This is a genomic window from Methylomarinovum caldicuralii, from assembly GCF_033126985.1.
GTDB classification, from domain to species: domain Bacteria; phylum Pseudomonadota; class Gammaproteobacteria; order Methylococcales; family Methylothermaceae; genus Methylohalobius; species Methylohalobius caldicuralii.
In genome coordinates this window covers 1667897-1682202 of the sequence record NZ_AP024714.1, presented here as the reverse complement: position 1 = coordinate 1682202, position 14306 = coordinate 1667897, and the positions used below count along the sequence as shown (strand labels likewise).

Here is a 14306-nt window from a genome sequence, read left to right as displayed (position 1 = left end):
AACGCCGGAACGCAAAAGCATTGTGTTCCGGCGTCCTTTTCAGGCCGGATTGTCGCAGGGCAGATAGACGCATTCCACCGGAAAGGCCGCCTGCACCCTGGCCATCAGATCCTGGATGCCGAACTGTTCGGTGGCGTGGTGACCGCCGGCGAACATGTGGATGCCCGCCTCCTGGCTTTCGTGCCAGTCGTGCTCGCTCATCTCCCCGGTCAGGTAAGCGTCGAGCCCCGCCGCCAGGGCCTGACGCCATTCGCCGTTGGCGCCGCCGGTGATGATGCCCAGGGTGCGAACCGGGGCCTTCGGATCGGGGGAGGCGAGCAGGACCGGGTGATCGAGAACCGCCTCCAGCCGTTGCCGCAGCGCCGCCGGCCGGCAGGGTTCGGGCAGCTGCCCCTGGACGCCGGTGCTGACCCCCTGGTAATCGCCGAAGGGTTCCCAGCCGCTCATCCCCAGGCGCCGGGCCAGGGCGGCGGCGTTGCCCACTTCCAGGTGGGCGTCGAGCGGCAGGTGGTAGCCGTACAGGTTGACCGCATTCCTGACCAGGGGAAAGACCCGGCGGGCGAAGGGGCCGGTCAGGGGGCGGGCGCCGTGGAACTTCCAGAACAGGCCATGATGGACCACCAGCGCCTGGGCGCCGGTCGCTACGGCCGCCTCGGCAGACTGCACCGTGGCCGAGACGGCGAAGGCAATCCTTTCGATATTTTCGCAGCCCTCGATCTGCAGGCCGTTGGGTCCGTAGTCCGGGAATCGTCCCGGCTGCAGCAGTTCGGTGAAGAAAGCCGTCAGGTCGTCGCGCCGTATCGCCATCGCTCAGAAATCCGCCGGGCTGACCACCGGCGGCAGGCCAGGTTTGTTGAGCACGTGAGTATAAATCATGGTGGTGGAAACGTCCGCATGCCCGAGCAGTTCCTGCACCGTACGGATGTCGTAGCCGGCCTCCAGCAGATGGGTGGCGAAGGAATGGCGCAGGGCGTGGCAGTTGACCCGTTTGGGAATGGCGGCCCGCTGGGCGGCTTTCTGGATCGCCTTCTGCAGGGTGTTCTCGTGGATGTGATGGCGGCGCCGCTGGCCGGAGCGCGGGTCGTGGGACAGACGGCCGGAGGCGAACACATACTGCCAGCGCCAGTCGGTGGCGGCATTGGGATACTTGCGCGCCAGCGCATCGGGCAGATAGACGGATATCGGTCCTTCGATCCGGTCACGTTCGAACTGACGGCGGCGGGCCTCCAGATGCCGCCGCAGGGCGTCGCGATAGCGCTGCGGCAGGGGAACGACGCGGTCCTTGCGCCCCTTGCCGTCGCGCACCACGATCAGCTGGCGTTCGAAATCCACGTCCTGCACCCTAAGGCGGATCAATTCCATGAGGCGCATACCGGTGCCATACAGAAGCCCAGCCATCAGCTGTGCCGTCCCTTCCAGCTCATCCAACAGACGGGCGACCTCGTCACGGCTCAACACCACCGGCAGGCGGCGGCCACGTTTGGCGGGGCGAAACCCGTCACCCAAATCCAGTTCTCGCTCCAGCAGGTGACGGAAAAAGAAGTTGAGGGCGTTCAGCGCCTGCCGCTGGGTACTTTGGGAAACCCGTCTTTCCATCGCCAGATGGGACAGGAAGGCACAGACATCCCTGGATTCCAGCGCCTCCGGCGGACGGCCGGTGAGGGCGAGAAAACGCAGCACCCAGTCGCGGTAAGCCGCTTCGGTGCGAATGGAGTAGTGGTGAGTGCGCAGGATCCTGACCATCTGGATCACCGCGTCGCGAGACGCTTCCGGCAAATCCTCCGGCTGAAGCGCCTTGCGCAACAGCGCCTCAGGCGGCAGCTCCCGGGCCAGCGTTGGGTGGTCCTGAGAAATCGTCTTTCCCATTTCAGCCCAGTAATTCCAGTCGATCATCATTGCCTGGCGATTTCCCGCCAACTCCAGCAGCAGACGGATCGCATCCACTTTCTGGCGCAGCTGCCAGTCGGCCTGGGTGTTGCGGGCTAGCTGGGCCAGATAATCGCCCAGCTCGTCATGGCCGATTTCCCGAAGCCTGCGTCCGGGGAAAGCAGCCAGAAACGCCTCGACATGACGGACGTACCACCGCCGGCAGCGCTCCGGCACCTGATGCCGTTCCAGTAGATCGAGATAACGCTGCCAGTTGGAATAGGGCTTGACAGGGAGGGTTGACTCAGAACTTTTTCGTATGGTAGGTTCGACCATGGAGGTGATGGTAGAGGATTAGGCGGAATCTGTCTAGTCTTGATGAGATGGATTCTGTCTATTTTACTGTTGGGCTGTTCCTTGCAAAATCTATAACTGAAAATATTTAATCAGGAGAATGAACCATGCCTAAAGTTGAAGAAACAGATGGTCAAATCGTTTTCATTGAAAAAGTGCCCAATGGAGTAAGAATCTTTCTGGCTATCGTTGGTCTATTCCCGATGTTCCTTGCGCCTTATGAACTTCTTATCCGCCCCAAGTGGAATGGATTTAGCCTTTATTTGATAATCCCTATTCTCATTTCTGTTGGCGCAATTTTGGTAGGTGGTTTATTTGTAGCGGCTGGACTTTTTGGGTTGAATCAAACTTTTATATTTTTGGCAAAATCCAAGACCATTCACCATTCTTACGAATCTGCACTCATGCCTCTCCGAAGGAAAACTTATAAATTTAGCGATATTGCCAAAAGTTCAATCAACACACATGATTGGACTGATGGTCCATCCACTTATAGCCTGCAATTTATCTTCAAGGATGGGCAAAAAATCGAGATAAGTAGTTTTGAAACAAGAAACGAAGCCGAACAATCCCTGAACAAGGTTGAGAATTTGATTCGGTAAAAGCAAGGTTGCTTTAAAATGAAAACAGCCCAACAAAGCGTGCACCTGACGTGTGGGATTCTGCGGCATTTACAAGCATTTTTCTGGCCTCAGCATTTTCCTGCTCCCAAGCATTGTCCACGCCCGCCCACACGCAGGTAACGCAAACCGATAAGCGGACCCGTCCTGGGCCCGCTTATCGCGGAGCTGAGCGACGGGAAGGATTCAGGGAAGGAAAATGGTGGATTGAAGGGAATGAAGGGGGGTTCTTTGACGGCGGAGCCTTTTGACAATCGAAGCCAAGGTGGCACCGATGAAAAAATATACACTGCCAAGAATCAACGGAACAATGCAGGGCTCCGCCTATCAAGGCGCTAGAGTCGAACATCCGTCCTGCCGGCCCATCCAGGGCCGACAGAACGGAAGTCGCTCAGCTCCGCGTTGGGAGGATTAGAGAATGTCGAACTATCTCTTGGTGTTAGTGATTGCTTTTGTAATGTCGGGATGTGCGAGCATAATTAGCGATTCCACTTATCCTGTCACAATAAATAGTTCTCCAAATGGCGCTGAATTTGAAATCAAGGATGAGGACGGAATGATTGTGCACAAAGGAAGAACTCCCGCAATGGTTACTTTATCTGCAAGCTCAGGTTATTTCGATTGTGCGGATTACACCATTATTTTTAAAAAGAAAGGATATGAGCCTCAAATGACAACTTTGTCGTGTAAACTTGATGGTTGGTATATTGGAAACATATTATTTGGTGGGCTCATTGGCTTTCTGATCATAGACCCAGCAACCGGAGCAATGTGGAAACTTCCAAAAATTGTGTCTGTATCGCTTTATGAAAAACAAGCACGAATAATCAATTATAAAGGAATTTATGTAATGTCGATTGATGATGTTCCTGAAGAGTATAAGTCCCAGCTGATAAGGATAAATTGATTTCATAAATTCCCAACAAATTGCTTCACCTGCTGCGGTTCCGCTGCGCTCCACCGCAGCAGGTGAGCTTGTGCGATAAGCGGACCCGGTACCCGTTCATTGCGCCAGGCCAAGCCTGGAGAAGGAGGAAGTTATGTAGAAGGAAAGACATCGCTGAAACCTTCAGAGCGACCTGACAGGTGCAAGTCCTGTCCGGCCAAGGCTGGCCACCAGCCGGAACCGAGTGTTGCGTGGTCGAGGAGCGATCCCGACTGCGAAGCGTACACAGGGGGCCTGTAGGCCGCGTGATGGAGCCTCGAAAGTACGGAATGCGGAGCCGACGTTATTGAACGGACGGAAGGCAACAGGGGTGGTGCTGTACTGGCCTGGCATCATCCCTCCGCCGGGGTCGAAGAGCGGGGCATGCAGGGCAAGGGTCGCCCAGGAACCTGGGAGGGCTCGAACACTCCCTGCGGGAAGAGCGGTGCGGGCGCCGTGTGAGAAAAGGCCCAGGCCCATCGGAGCGGTGTCCGGCCGATGGGAGCGAACGGGACACGAAGCAGGGTACCGGCGCGCGAAGGCGACGAAGCGCGCTGGGAAGGTGATCGAGCAATCGGAGCCTGCCGATAGTACCTGGGAAGTCGGGGAACCTGCCCCAAGGGACCCGATGGAGGGAAGCGGCAGGTCGGACGATGGGGCTTTCGGAGGGGCAGATGGCCGGGACATCGAGCCAGGAAAACATCTCAACACGACAACGGAAGCTAGTGGAACTGGCCCGGATCGAACCGAAGCTGGAACTGACCACGATTGCCCACCACATCGACGTGGTGTGGCTGGAAGAAGCCTGGCGGCGCACCCGCAAGGACGGGGCCGCCGGGGTGGACGGCGTGACTGCATCCCAATACGCAGCCGCCTTAGAGGAGAACCTGACGCGCCTGCTGGAACGGTTCAAGACCGGCCGGTATCGGGCGCCTGCGGTACGGCGCGTCCACCTGCCCAAGCCGGGAACGGGAAAGACCCGCCCGATCGGCATTCCCACGCTGGAAGACAAGGTGCTGCAACGGGCGGTGCTGATGGCGCTGGAACCCATCTTCGAGCAGGACTTTCTCGACTGCGCCTACGGGTTCCGGCCCGGACGCAGTGCCCACCAGGCCCTGGAGAGGCTATGGGGCGGGCTGATGGCCATGGGCGGTGGCTGGGTCATCGACCTGGACATCCAAAACTTCTTCGACGACGTGGACCGGGACCGGCTGCGGAACTTTCTGGGGCAGAGGGTGCGCGACGGCGTGATCTGCCGCGTGATCGGTAAATGGCTGAATGCCGGCGTCATGGAGAGCGGACAGCTTCACTACCCCGAACAAGGGACACCGCAAGGTGGGGTGATCTCCCCGCTGCTGGCCAACCTCTACCTGCATCACGTGCTCGACCTGTGGTTCGAGCAGACGGTCAAACCGCGACTGCAAGGCAGCGCCTTCGAAGTCCGGTTCGCCGACGATGCGGTCCTGGTGTTCGAACGGGAAGAAGACGCCCGGCGGGTATTGGCCGTTCTGGGCAAGCGCCTGGCCAAATACGGCCTGCGCCTGCACCCGGACAAAACCCGCCTGCTCGACTTCAGAAAACCCGGACGGAAAGGCCAGAGCTTCCAATACCTGGGATTCACCCACTACTGGGGACGCTCAAGGAAAGGGCGTTGGGTCGTCAAACGCAAGACCGCCCAAGCCCGGCTCAGCCGCTCCCTGCAGGCGATCAACCACTGGTGCCGGATGCACCGCCACTGGCCGGTTGCAGACCAACAAGCGGCCCTGAGCCGCAAACTCAAGGGGCATTATGCCTACTATGGGATCGTCGGCAACAGCCAATCGCTGGCCCGCTTCCTGTACGAGGTCAGACGGCGCTGGTACAAATGGTTGTCCCGCCGCAACCGGGAACGGATGAACCGGGACCATTTTGGGCGGCTGTACAAACGATACCCACTCCCCCCACCGCGCGTGGTTCACGGAATTGCCCGTTGCGTAGCGACGCCATAGTCCGAGGAGCCGGATGCCTTAATCGGGCACGTCCGGATCTGTGGGAACCGCGGGTGAGCAATCGCCCGCGGTCACCCGGCCGGTCTTGCCAAGTGCCTGAAGATTCAGGAGAATGCGGGCCATGGAAAGACTTGATCTGGACCTGAGCCGCCCACCTCCCTTGCCCGAGACGGTGGAGGAATGCCACCGGGTGATCGAAGCGCTTTGGCGGGCGCTGGGAGAATTTCAGCAGATCCAGGCGCGGGTGGAAGAACTGGAGGAACAGTTGGCCTTGGGGTCCGACAATTCCTCCCAACCACCTTCCCAGGACAGCCCGAAGAAGCGCGCCGAGCGCAAGGGCAAGCGACCGACGGGACGCAAGAAAGGGGCGCAGGTGGGACATCCCGGGCACGAGCGGGCTCTGGTTCCGGCAGAAGCAGTGGACGAGGTCCGGCATTACTTTCCCCATGGCCGCTGCGAGTGCGGTGGGTCGGTGGCGGTGCGGGGATTCCGTCCCCATCAGGTGTTCGACCTGCCCGAGATTCGTTACCGGGTGGTCGAACACCGGGTGTATGAAGGCCGCTGTGGGTGTTGTGGTCAGAAGCACCAGGGGCGGCTACCGGATGAGGTGCCCCGCGGCCAGATGGGACCTGGGCTGGTGGCGTGGATTGGCTTGATGACGGGGCGCTATCACCTGTCGCTGCGGGAAGTCGAAGCGCTGCTGGAAGAACAATGGGGTCTGAGATTCAGCCTGGGGGCGATCAGCCAGAGCCAGATCCCGCTGCAGGCGTGGCTGGGTCCGGTCTACAACCAGATTGGCGAAGCGGTCAGAAAAGCGCTGATCGCCCATGCCGACGAGACCCGCCACTACCGGGGCCGCAGCATCTATTGGCTGTGGGCGCTGACGACCGATCAGATGGCGTATTTCCTGACCCATTATTCCCGCGGCAAGGGTGCGGCCGGTGAGCTGTTGGGGGATTTCCAGGGAATCCTGGTGACCGACCGCCACGGGGCCTACAACGACCATCCCCAGGACTCACACCAATACTGCTGGGCGCATCTCATCCGCAACCTGGAACGGATCGCCGGGCGCAAGGGACAGGCCGGCGAAGATGGCGAACGCCTGCTCCGGGCCGCCCGCCTGACGGTTCACTACGGCAAGCTCTGGCAACAGAGCCATTACCCATCCGACCGCTACCGAAGGCGATTGGAACGCCTCAAAGCCCTCTTCCGGCGCGAACTGGAACAGGCCGCCCAAAGACATGGCGACAACAAAACCGGTCGCAGCTGCCGCAAGTTGTTGGACGATTTTCCCAGGTTCTGGACCTTCCTGGACCATCCCGGGGTACCGATGACCAACAACACGGCAGAGCGTGCCCTACGCCCCTATGTCATCTGGCGCAAGACCAGTTTCTTCAGCCAGTCGCATCGCGGTGACTGCTTCCGACCCATGATCCTGTCGCTGGTCGAAACCTGCAAGCGCCTCAAGATCGGCGTCTATCAGACCCTGCGGACCATCTGCGCCCAGGGCATGGCAGAGGGCGAGGTCACCTTCCGCCTGCCCCTGCCGGAACCTCAACCACTTCCAGTGGCAAGCCCGTGAACGGTAACAAAAGGCAGCGTAATGGTTGAGTTTTTTACCCATGTGAGATCTGAGATTTTGGATGAGCGAAAGTTGTCGCAACTTTCTCAGTCCGCATTAGGCAGAAGCTTAATTGAAATCTTTTCCACCCAGAACTTAACGACGTATTTTCAGCCCATCGTAGACCTTCAGTCGCATCAAGTTTATGCGGTGGAAGCCTTGACCAGAGGGCCGGAGCAGTCGGCGCTGTTTAGTCCCTTAAACCTGTTTAGAGCGGCCAGCGATCTGGACTGTTTGGAGGAGATGGATTGGCTGGCTCGCCAGACAGCCATCGGCAGCTATAAAGAGATGGTCGGCATTCACCAAAACCGGGTCAAACTTTTTTTAAACGTAACGGTTAACCTGTTGCAAAAAGGGATGCAACAGGGAAGAACCCTGGAGTGTTTGCGTGATTTGGGGCTGAGCCCAGCGCAAGTGGTCATTGAGTTGACCGAGCTTCAGCCGGTAGAAAACTACGAGCAGTTTTTAAGCTCCATCCGCTACTATCGCGAGATGGGGTTTTCCGTTTCAGTGGATGATTTGGGTAGCGGTTACAACGGCTTGCGGATCTGGTCGGAGGTCAAGCCCGATTATGTGAAAATCGATCGCCACTTTATTCAAGAGATTCACCGATACCCGGAGAAGCAAAACTTTTTGGAGGTCATGGTCTCCTTGTCCAAAAAGATGGGGACAAAGGTCATTGCAGAAGGAATTGAAACTCCTGAAGAGTTGAGTGTTTTAGAGACGCTGGGAGTGGATTATGTTCAAGGGTTTCTGTTGGCAAGGCCGCAACCCCAAATTGTAATGCAACCGAAATTTCAATGGCAGCACAGAACTAGTGCGCACGAAATCGGGTTTGAGGAGCGCGTGGAGAGCTTGATAGAGGATTGCGTGACGGTGCCGGAAGACTTTTCCGCCTCTGAATTGGGAACCCTGTTCTTGAAGGAGAACGATTTGGAGTGGGTGGTTGTCGTCGATAAAAATCATAAGCCCATGGGAATGTTTTACCGGGATCAGTTCGTTAGCACTTTGGCAAAGCCGTTTATGCGCGAGCTTTATACCCGTAAAAAAGTAACTGAGTTGATGGATAAAGAGCTATTCGTGTTTGACTCCAGTACCTCTTTGATAGAAGCCAGTCGCCGGTTTACCAATAAAAAAAGTGGCAAACGAAACGCATTCGTGGTGCGCAATGAAGCAACAGGAAAATTAATGGGCGTGGCCTCTTTCATTTCGTTGCTTAAGGCAATGACCAATCTACAGATTCAAAGCGCCCAATATGCCAATCCACTCACCAGATTGCCAGGCAATAAGCCGATAAAGCAGTGCATTCAAAAGCACCTGTCTGGAACTAACCCTTTTGCGGTCATCTATGTGGACGTGGATAACTTTAAACCCTTCAACGACCATTACAGTTTTGAAGAGGGGGATCAGGTCATTATTGAAATTGCACGAATCTTGTCGAAAGTCTCAAGCCAGTACGGTAGTTTTGTCGGACACATCGGTGGAGATGACTTTGTTTTAATTATGGATGGCGACAAGCCGATTCAGCAGGTTTGCGAAAGAATTTTGTTGGAATTTAGAAGTAATATTGAGCGTTTTTACTCGCCGGAAGACCAGAAGCGCGGCGGTATTCGAGCGTTAAACCGAGAGGGCGAAGAGGTTTTCTTTCCTCTGATGAGTTTGTCGTTGGGGGTGTTAAAGGTCAATCCGCAAAACATTGGACACCCGCAAAAACTGGCCTCGGAAGCGACCAAAGCCAAAAAGGCCGCCAAGCATCAAGGCGGCAATACCTTTGTGGTGAGGGAGGTATAAAGGCCACCCTATGTTACCGTTCATTGCGCCAGGCCAAGCCTGGAGAAGGAGGAAGTTATGTAGAAGGAAAGACATCGCTGAAACCTTCAGAGCGACCTGACAGGTGCAAGTCCTGTCCGGCCAAGGCTGGCCACCAGCCGGAACCGAGTGTTGCGTGGTCGAGGAGCGATCCCGACTGCGAAGCGTACACAGGGGGCCTGTAGGCCGCGTGATGGAGCCTCGAAAGTACGGAATGCGGAGCCGACGTTGTTGAACGGACGGAAGGCAACAGGGGTGGTGCTGTACTGGCCTGGCATCATCCCTCCGCCGGGGTCGAAGAGCGGGGCATGCAGGGCAAGGGTCGCCCAGGAACCTGGGAGGGCTCGATCACTCCTTGCGGGAAGAGCGGTGCGGGCGCCGTGTGAGAAAAGGCCCAGGCCCATCGGAGCGGTGTCCGGCCGATGGGAGCGAACGGGACACGAAGCAGGGTACCGGCGCGCGAAGGCGACGAAGCGCGCTGGGAAGGTGATCGAGCAATCGGAGCCTGCCGATAGTACCTGGGAAGTCGGGGAACCTGCCCCAAGGGACCCGATGGAGGGAAGCGGCAGGTCGGACGATGGGGCTTTCGGAGGGACAGATGGCCGGGACATCGAGCCAGGAGAACATCTCAACACGACAACGGAAGCTAGCGGAACTGGCCCGGATCGAACCGAAGCTGGAACTGACCACGATTGCCCACCACATCGACGTGGTGTGGCTGGAAGAAGCCTGGCGGCGCACCCGCAAGGACGGGGCCGCCGGGGTGGACGGCGTGACTGCATCCCAATACGCAGCCGACTTAGAGGAGAACCTGACGCGCCTGCTGGAACGGTTCAAGACCGGCCGGTATCGGGCGCCTGCGGTACGGCGCGTCCACCTGCCCAAGCCGGGAACGGGAAAGACCCGCCCGATCGGCATTCCCACGCTGGAAGACAAGGTGCTGCAACGGGCGGTGCTGATGGCGCTGGAACCCATCTTCGAGCAGGACTTTCTCGACTGCGCCTACGGGTTCCGGCCCGGACGCAGTGCCCACCAGGCCCTGGAGAGGCTATGGGGCGGGCTGATGGCCATGGGCGGTGGCTGGGTCATCGACCTGGACATCCAAAACTTCTTCGACGATGTGGACCGGGACCGGCTGCGGAACTTTCTGGGGCAGAGGGTGCGCGACGGCGTGATCTGCCGCGTGATCGGTAAATGGCTGAATGCCGGTGTCATGGAAGGCGGACAGCTTCACTACCCCGAACAAGGGACACCGCAAGGTGGGGTGATCTCCCCACTGCTGGCCAACCTCTACCTGCATCACGTGCTCGACCTGTGGTTCGAGCAGACGGTCAAACCGCGACTGCAAGGCAGCGCCTTCGAAGTCCGGTTCGCCGACGATGCGGTCCTGGTGTTCAAACGGGAAGAAGACGCCCGGCGGGTATTGGCCGTTCTGGGCAAGCGCCTGGCCAAATACGGCCTGCGCCTGCACCCGGACAAAACCCGCCTGCTCGACTTCAGAAAACCCGGACGGAAAGGCCAGAGCTTCCAATACCTGGGATTCACCCACTACTGGGGACGCTCAAGGAAAGGGCGTTGGGTCGTCAAACGCAAGACCGCCCAAGCCCGGCTCAGCCGCTCCCTGCAGGCGATCAACCACTGGTGCCGGATGCACCGCCACTGGCCGGTTGCAGACCAACAAGCGGCCCTGAGCCGCAAACTCAAGGGGCATTATGCCTACTATGGGATCGTCGGCAACAGCCAATCGCTGGCCCGCTTCCTGTACGAGGTCAGACGGCGCTGGTACAAATGGTTGTCCCGCCGCAACCGGGAACGGATGAACCGGGACCATTTTGGGCGGCTGTACAAACGATACCCACTCCCCCCACCGCGCGTGGTTCACGGAATTGCCCGTTGCGTAGCGACGCCATAGTCCGAGGAGCCGGATGCCTTAATCGGGCACGTCCGGATCTGTGGGAACCGCGGGTGAGCAATCGCCCGCGGTCACCCGGCCGGGCTTGCCACTGGAAGTGGTTGAGGTTCCGGCAGGGGCAGGCGGAAGGTGACCTCGCCCTCTGCCATGCCCTGGGCGCAGATGGTCCGCAGGGTCTGATAGACGCCGATCTTGAGGCGCTTGCAGGTTTCGACCAGCGACAGGATCATGGGTCGGAAGCAGTCACCGCGATGCGACTGGCTGAAGAAACTGGTCTTGCGCCAGATGACATAGGGGCGTAGGGCACGCTCTGCCGTGTTGTTGGTCATCGGTACCCCGGGATGGTCCAGGAAGGTCCAGAACCTGGGAAAATCGTCCAACAACTTGCGGCAGCTGCGACCGGTTTTGTTGTCGCCATGTCTTTGGGCGGCCTGTTCCAGTTCGCGCCGGAAGAGGGCTTTGAGGCGTTCCAATCGCCTTCGGTAGCGGTCGGATGGGTAATGGCTCTGTTGCCAGAGCTTGCCGCAGTGAACCGTCAGGCGGGCGGCCCGGAGCAGGCGTTCGCCATCTTCGCCGGCCTGTCCCTTGCGCCCGGCGATCCGTTCCAGGTTGCGGATGAGATGCGCCCAGCAGTATTGGTGTGAGTCCTGGGGATGGTCGTTGTAGGCCCCGTGGCGGTCGGTCACCAGGATTCCCTGGAAATCCCCCAACAGCTCACCGGCCGCACCCTTGCCGCGGGAATAATGGGTCAGGAAATACGCCATCTGATCGGTCGTCAGCGCCCACAGCCAATAGATGCTGCGGCCCCGGTAGTGGCCACCCTATTACCCACATCGCTCGCCCCTGTAGTAAGATATTGATTTCTTTGGATAGGCGTTGAAATGAGCTGGGCTGAACAAGAATTTTTTCCCTGGCGCTGGGCGATGCCCGCCTGAACCGGCGGCTGTGCCGGGTGATAGAAGCGATGGCAAGCGATCCGATGGCGAGCGTTCCCAACGTTTGCGGGGGTGGCTGGGCGGAGACCAAGGCGGCCTACCGGCTGCTGGACAATGCCAGGCTGGATTTTCGGGAGGTGTTGCGGGCCCACAGTGTGCCGACCCTGGAACGGATCCGGCAGCAGTCGCGGGTGCTGTGCCTGCAGGACACCACCGAGCTGGATTATTCCGGGCGGCCGTCGATGGCGGGGTTGGGAAGGCTGAATTACGAGCAGCGTCAGGGGTTGTACCTGCATCCGACACTGGTGATCAGTGAGGCGGGCGTGGCCCTGGGGGTGACCGACTGCTGGCACTGGGCGCGTTTGCCCAAGGGGGAGCCGGACCTGGCCGAAAGCCTGCGTTGGGTGGAAGGTTATGAGCGGGTGGCCGAGATGGCCGCCCTGGCGCCCGAGACCCGGCTGGTGTATGTCGCCGACCGCGAAGGTGACCTTCGGGCCCTGATCGACCGGGCCGAACAGCTGGGCTTTGCCGCCGATTACCTGATCCGGGTGCAGCACGACCGTAAGCTCAATGACCCCCTCGATGGCAAACTGCGGGCCGCGGTCGAAGCCCAGCCGGTGCTGGGGACGATCGCCTTTGACCTGCCGGCCGGCGGCAACCGCCCGGCCCGGCAGGTCACACAAACAATCCGTCTCGCCCGGGTCGAACTGAAGACCCGCAGCGGCCCGGGTCCCCAAGTCACCGTCATCCTGGCCCGGGAAGAGGCGCCCCCAGAAGGCCAGGAAGCGGTCGAATGGTGTCTGATCACCAACGAAGAAATCACCACCCTGGAACAGGCCAGAGCGCGCATCGAATGGTACCGCAAACGGTGGTGGATCGAGGTCTACTTCCGCATCCTCAAAAGCGGCTGCCGCATCGAAGCCCTGCAACTTCGCACCCGGGAACGCCTGGAACGGGCCCTGGTGCTGTATCTGATCGTCGCCTGGCGCATCCTGATGCTGATGACGCTCGGGCGGGAACATCCCGAGTGGTGCTGTGAAGTGGTGTTCTCTGTCGAAGAATGGCAGACCGCCTGGGCCATCCACCATCGCACCCCGCCGCCCGCGACGCCGCCGGATTTGGGCACCATCGTCCGCATCGTGGCCGGCTTTGGCGGCTGGCTGGGGCGCAAGAACGATCCCCCGCCCGGTCCCAAAGCCCTGTGGCAGGGCATGACCAAACTGAGCGCCTACGTGGAGGCCGTGACCGCCATCCGGGCGGCCGAGATCAAGTTCCCTCAGAGAAAACGGATAAGACATTGATTCCTATGAGAAGGGGGAAGATGTGGGTAATAGGGTGGGTAGTGGCGGGTCTCGTCGGCATGGGCGATCAGCGCTTTTCTGACCGCCTCGCCAATCTGGTTGTAGACCGGACCCAGCCACGCCTGCAGCGGGATCTGGCTCTGGCTGATCGCCCCCAGGCTGAATCTCAGACCCCATTGTTCTTCCAGCAGCGCTTCGACTTCCCGCAGCGACAGGTGATAGCGCCCCGTCATCAAGCCAATCCACGCCACCAGCCCAGGTCCCATCTGGCCGCGGGGAACCTCATCCGGTAGCCGCCCCTGGTGCTTCTGACCACACCACCCACAGCGGCCTTCATACACCCGGTGTTCGACCACCCGGTAACGAATCTCGGGCAGGTCGAACACCTGATGGGGACGGAATCCCCGCACCGCCACCGACCCACCGCACTCGCAGCGGCCATGGGGAAAGTAATGCCGGACCTCGTCCACTGCTTCTGCCGGAACCAGAGCCCGCTCGTGCCTGGGATGTCCCACCTGCGCCCCTTTCTTGCGTCCCGTCGGTCGCTTGCCCTTGCGCTCGGCGCGCTTCTTCGTGCTGTCCTGGGAAGGTGGTTGGGAGGAATTGTCGGACCCCAAGGCCAACTGTTCCTCCAGTTCTTCCACTCGCGCCTGGATCTGCTGAAATTCTCCCAGCGCCCGCCAAAGCGCTTCGATCACCCGGTGGCATTCCTCCACTGTCCCGGGCAAGGGAGGTGGGCGGCTCAGGTCCAGATCAAGTCTTTCCATGGCCCGTATTCTCTTGGTTCTTCAGGCACTTGGCAAGACCGTGAACGGGTACCACCCTATTACCTGTTGGGTCCCGTGTGATCATATTCCCAAAAGGAGCTATCCTTTGTTCCGTGCCTGGGATATTCTGAGTGAGCTGATGGCAGAGGCCCAGGCCAGAAAGACGACTCAAGCCTGACGGACGAGGAGGAAGTTATGGTCATCCGTC

At 59.4% G+C, this 14306-nt stretch carries 11 protein-coding genes; 7 read left to right on the top strand and 4 right to left on the bottom strand.

Features of this window, described 5'->3' with window-relative positions; translation table 11 throughout:
- Positions 1 to 39: 39 nt before the first annotated feature.
- Both MCIT9_RS08580 and MCIT9_RS08575 read right to left on the bottom strand, forming a co-directional pair.
- Positions 40 to 807 carry a Nif3-like dinuclear metal center hexameric protein gene (locus MCIT9_RS08580; RefSeq protein WP_317704484.1) on the bottom strand — a complete coding sequence of 256 codons (768 nt, stop codon included), beginning with the start codon at positions 805 to 807 and terminating at the stop codon, positions 40 to 42.
- A 3-nt stretch (positions 808 to 810) separates the two neighbouring features.
- On the bottom strand, positions 811 to 2202 hold the full coding sequence (locus MCIT9_RS08575) for an integron integrase (protein WP_317704483.1): 1392 nt from the start codon (positions 2200 to 2202) through the stop codon (positions 811 to 813).
- Positions 2203 to 2327: 125 nt separating this feature from the next.
- On the opposite strand from MCIT9_RS08575, the gene MCIT9_RS08570 reads away from it, so the two are divergent.
- The 6 genes from MCIT9_RS08570 to ltrA (MCIT9_RS08545) all read left to right on the top strand — a co-directional run bounded on the left by MCIT9_RS08570 (position 2328) and on the right by ltrA (MCIT9_RS08545) (position 11095).
- Positions 2328 to 2822 (top strand): hypothetical protein, encoded by a 495-nt coding sequence (locus MCIT9_RS08570; RefSeq protein ID WP_317704482.1) that lies wholly within the window; start codon positions 2328 to 2330, stop codon positions 2820 to 2822.
- Positions 2823 to 3258: 436 nt separating this feature from the next.
- A complete protein-coding gene (locus MCIT9_RS08565; protein WP_317704481.1) occupies positions 3259 to 3747 on the top strand; it encodes a hypothetical protein in 489 nt (162 codons plus the stop codon).
- Between the two features lie 671 nt (positions 3748 to 4418).
- Positions 4419 to 5753, top strand: coding sequence for a group II intron reverse transcriptase/maturase (ltrA, locus tag MCIT9_RS08560; protein WP_317704480.1), 1335 nt, complete (start codon positions 4419 to 4421; stop codon positions 5751 to 5753).
- Between the two features lie 121 nt (positions 5754 to 5874).
- Entirely contained in the window at positions 5875 to 7335 is a 1461-nt protein-coding gene (gene tnpC, locus MCIT9_RS08555) for an IS66 family transposase (RefSeq protein ID WP_317704479.1), read from the top strand.
- A gap of 42 nt (positions 7336 to 7377) precedes the next feature.
- A complete protein-coding gene (locus MCIT9_RS08550; RefSeq protein WP_317704478.1) occupies positions 7378 to 9165 on the top strand; it encodes a GGDEF domain-containing protein in 1788 nt (595 codons plus the stop codon).
- 595 nt (positions 9166 to 9760) lie between these two features.
- A complete protein-coding gene (ltrA, locus tag MCIT9_RS08545) occupies positions 9761 to 11095 on the top strand; it encodes a group II intron reverse transcriptase/maturase (RefSeq protein WP_317704477.1) in 1335 nt (444 codons plus the stop codon).
- A gap of 71 nt (positions 11096 to 11166) precedes the next feature.
- Here ltrA (MCIT9_RS08545) and tnpC (MCIT9_RS08540) read toward each other — a convergent pair whose 3' ends face one another.
- Positions 11167 to 11883, bottom strand: coding sequence for an IS66 family transposase (gene tnpC / locus MCIT9_RS08540; RefSeq protein ID WP_317706722.1), 717 nt, complete (start codon positions 11881 to 11883; stop codon positions 11167 to 11169).
- 113 nt (positions 11884 to 11996) lie between these two features.
- Between tnpC (MCIT9_RS08540) and MCIT9_RS08535 the strand changes: the two genes are divergently transcribed.
- Entirely contained in the window at positions 11997 to 13331 is a 1335-nt protein-coding gene (locus tag MCIT9_RS08535) for an IS4 family transposase (protein WP_317706721.1), read from the top strand.
- Here the strand turns inward: MCIT9_RS08535 and MCIT9_RS08530 are convergent.
- Positions 13307 to 14098 (bottom strand): DUF6444 domain-containing protein, encoded by a 792-nt coding sequence (locus tag MCIT9_RS08530; protein WP_317704476.1) that lies wholly within the window; start codon positions 14096 to 14098, stop codon positions 13307 to 13309. The two genes, MCIT9_RS08535 and MCIT9_RS08530, sit on opposite strands and share 25 nt — an antisense overlap.
- Between the last annotated feature and the right edge of the window lie 208 nt (positions 14099 to 14306).

What these genes read in the sequence shown, in the direction of transcription:
- MCIT9_RS08580 (WP_317704484.1), bottom strand. Translation starts at nt 807, where the DNA reads ATGGCGATACGGCGCGACGACCTGACGGCTTTCTTCACCGAACTGCTG.
- MCIT9_RS08570 (WP_317704482.1), top strand. Translation starts at nt 2,328, where the DNA reads ATGCCTAAAGTTGAAGAAACAGATGGTCAAATCGTTTTCATTGAAAAA.
- MCIT9_RS08575 (WP_317704483.1), bottom strand. Translation starts at nt 2,202, where the DNA reads ATGGTCGAACCTACCATACGAAAAAGTTCTGAGTCAACCCTCCCTGTC.
- ltrA (WP_317704480.1), top strand. Translation starts at nt 4,419, where the DNA reads ATGGGGCTTTCGGAGGGGCAGATGGCCGGGACATCGAGCCAGGAAAAC.
- MCIT9_RS08565 (WP_317704481.1), top strand. Translation starts at nt 3,259, where the DNA reads ATGTCGAACTATCTCTTGGTGTTAGTGATTGCTTTTGTAATGTCGGGA.
- ltrA (WP_317704477.1), top strand. Translation starts at nt 9,761, where the DNA reads ATGGGGCTTTCGGAGGGACAGATGGCCGGGACATCGAGCCAGGAGAAC.
- tnpC (WP_317704479.1), top strand. Translation starts at nt 5,875, where the DNA reads ATGGAAAGACTTGATCTGGACCTGAGCCGCCCACCTCCCTTGCCCGAG.
- MCIT9_RS08530 (WP_317704476.1), bottom strand. Translation starts at nt 14,098, where the DNA reads ATGGAAAGACTTGATCTGGACCTGAGCCGCCCACCTCCCTTGCCCGGG.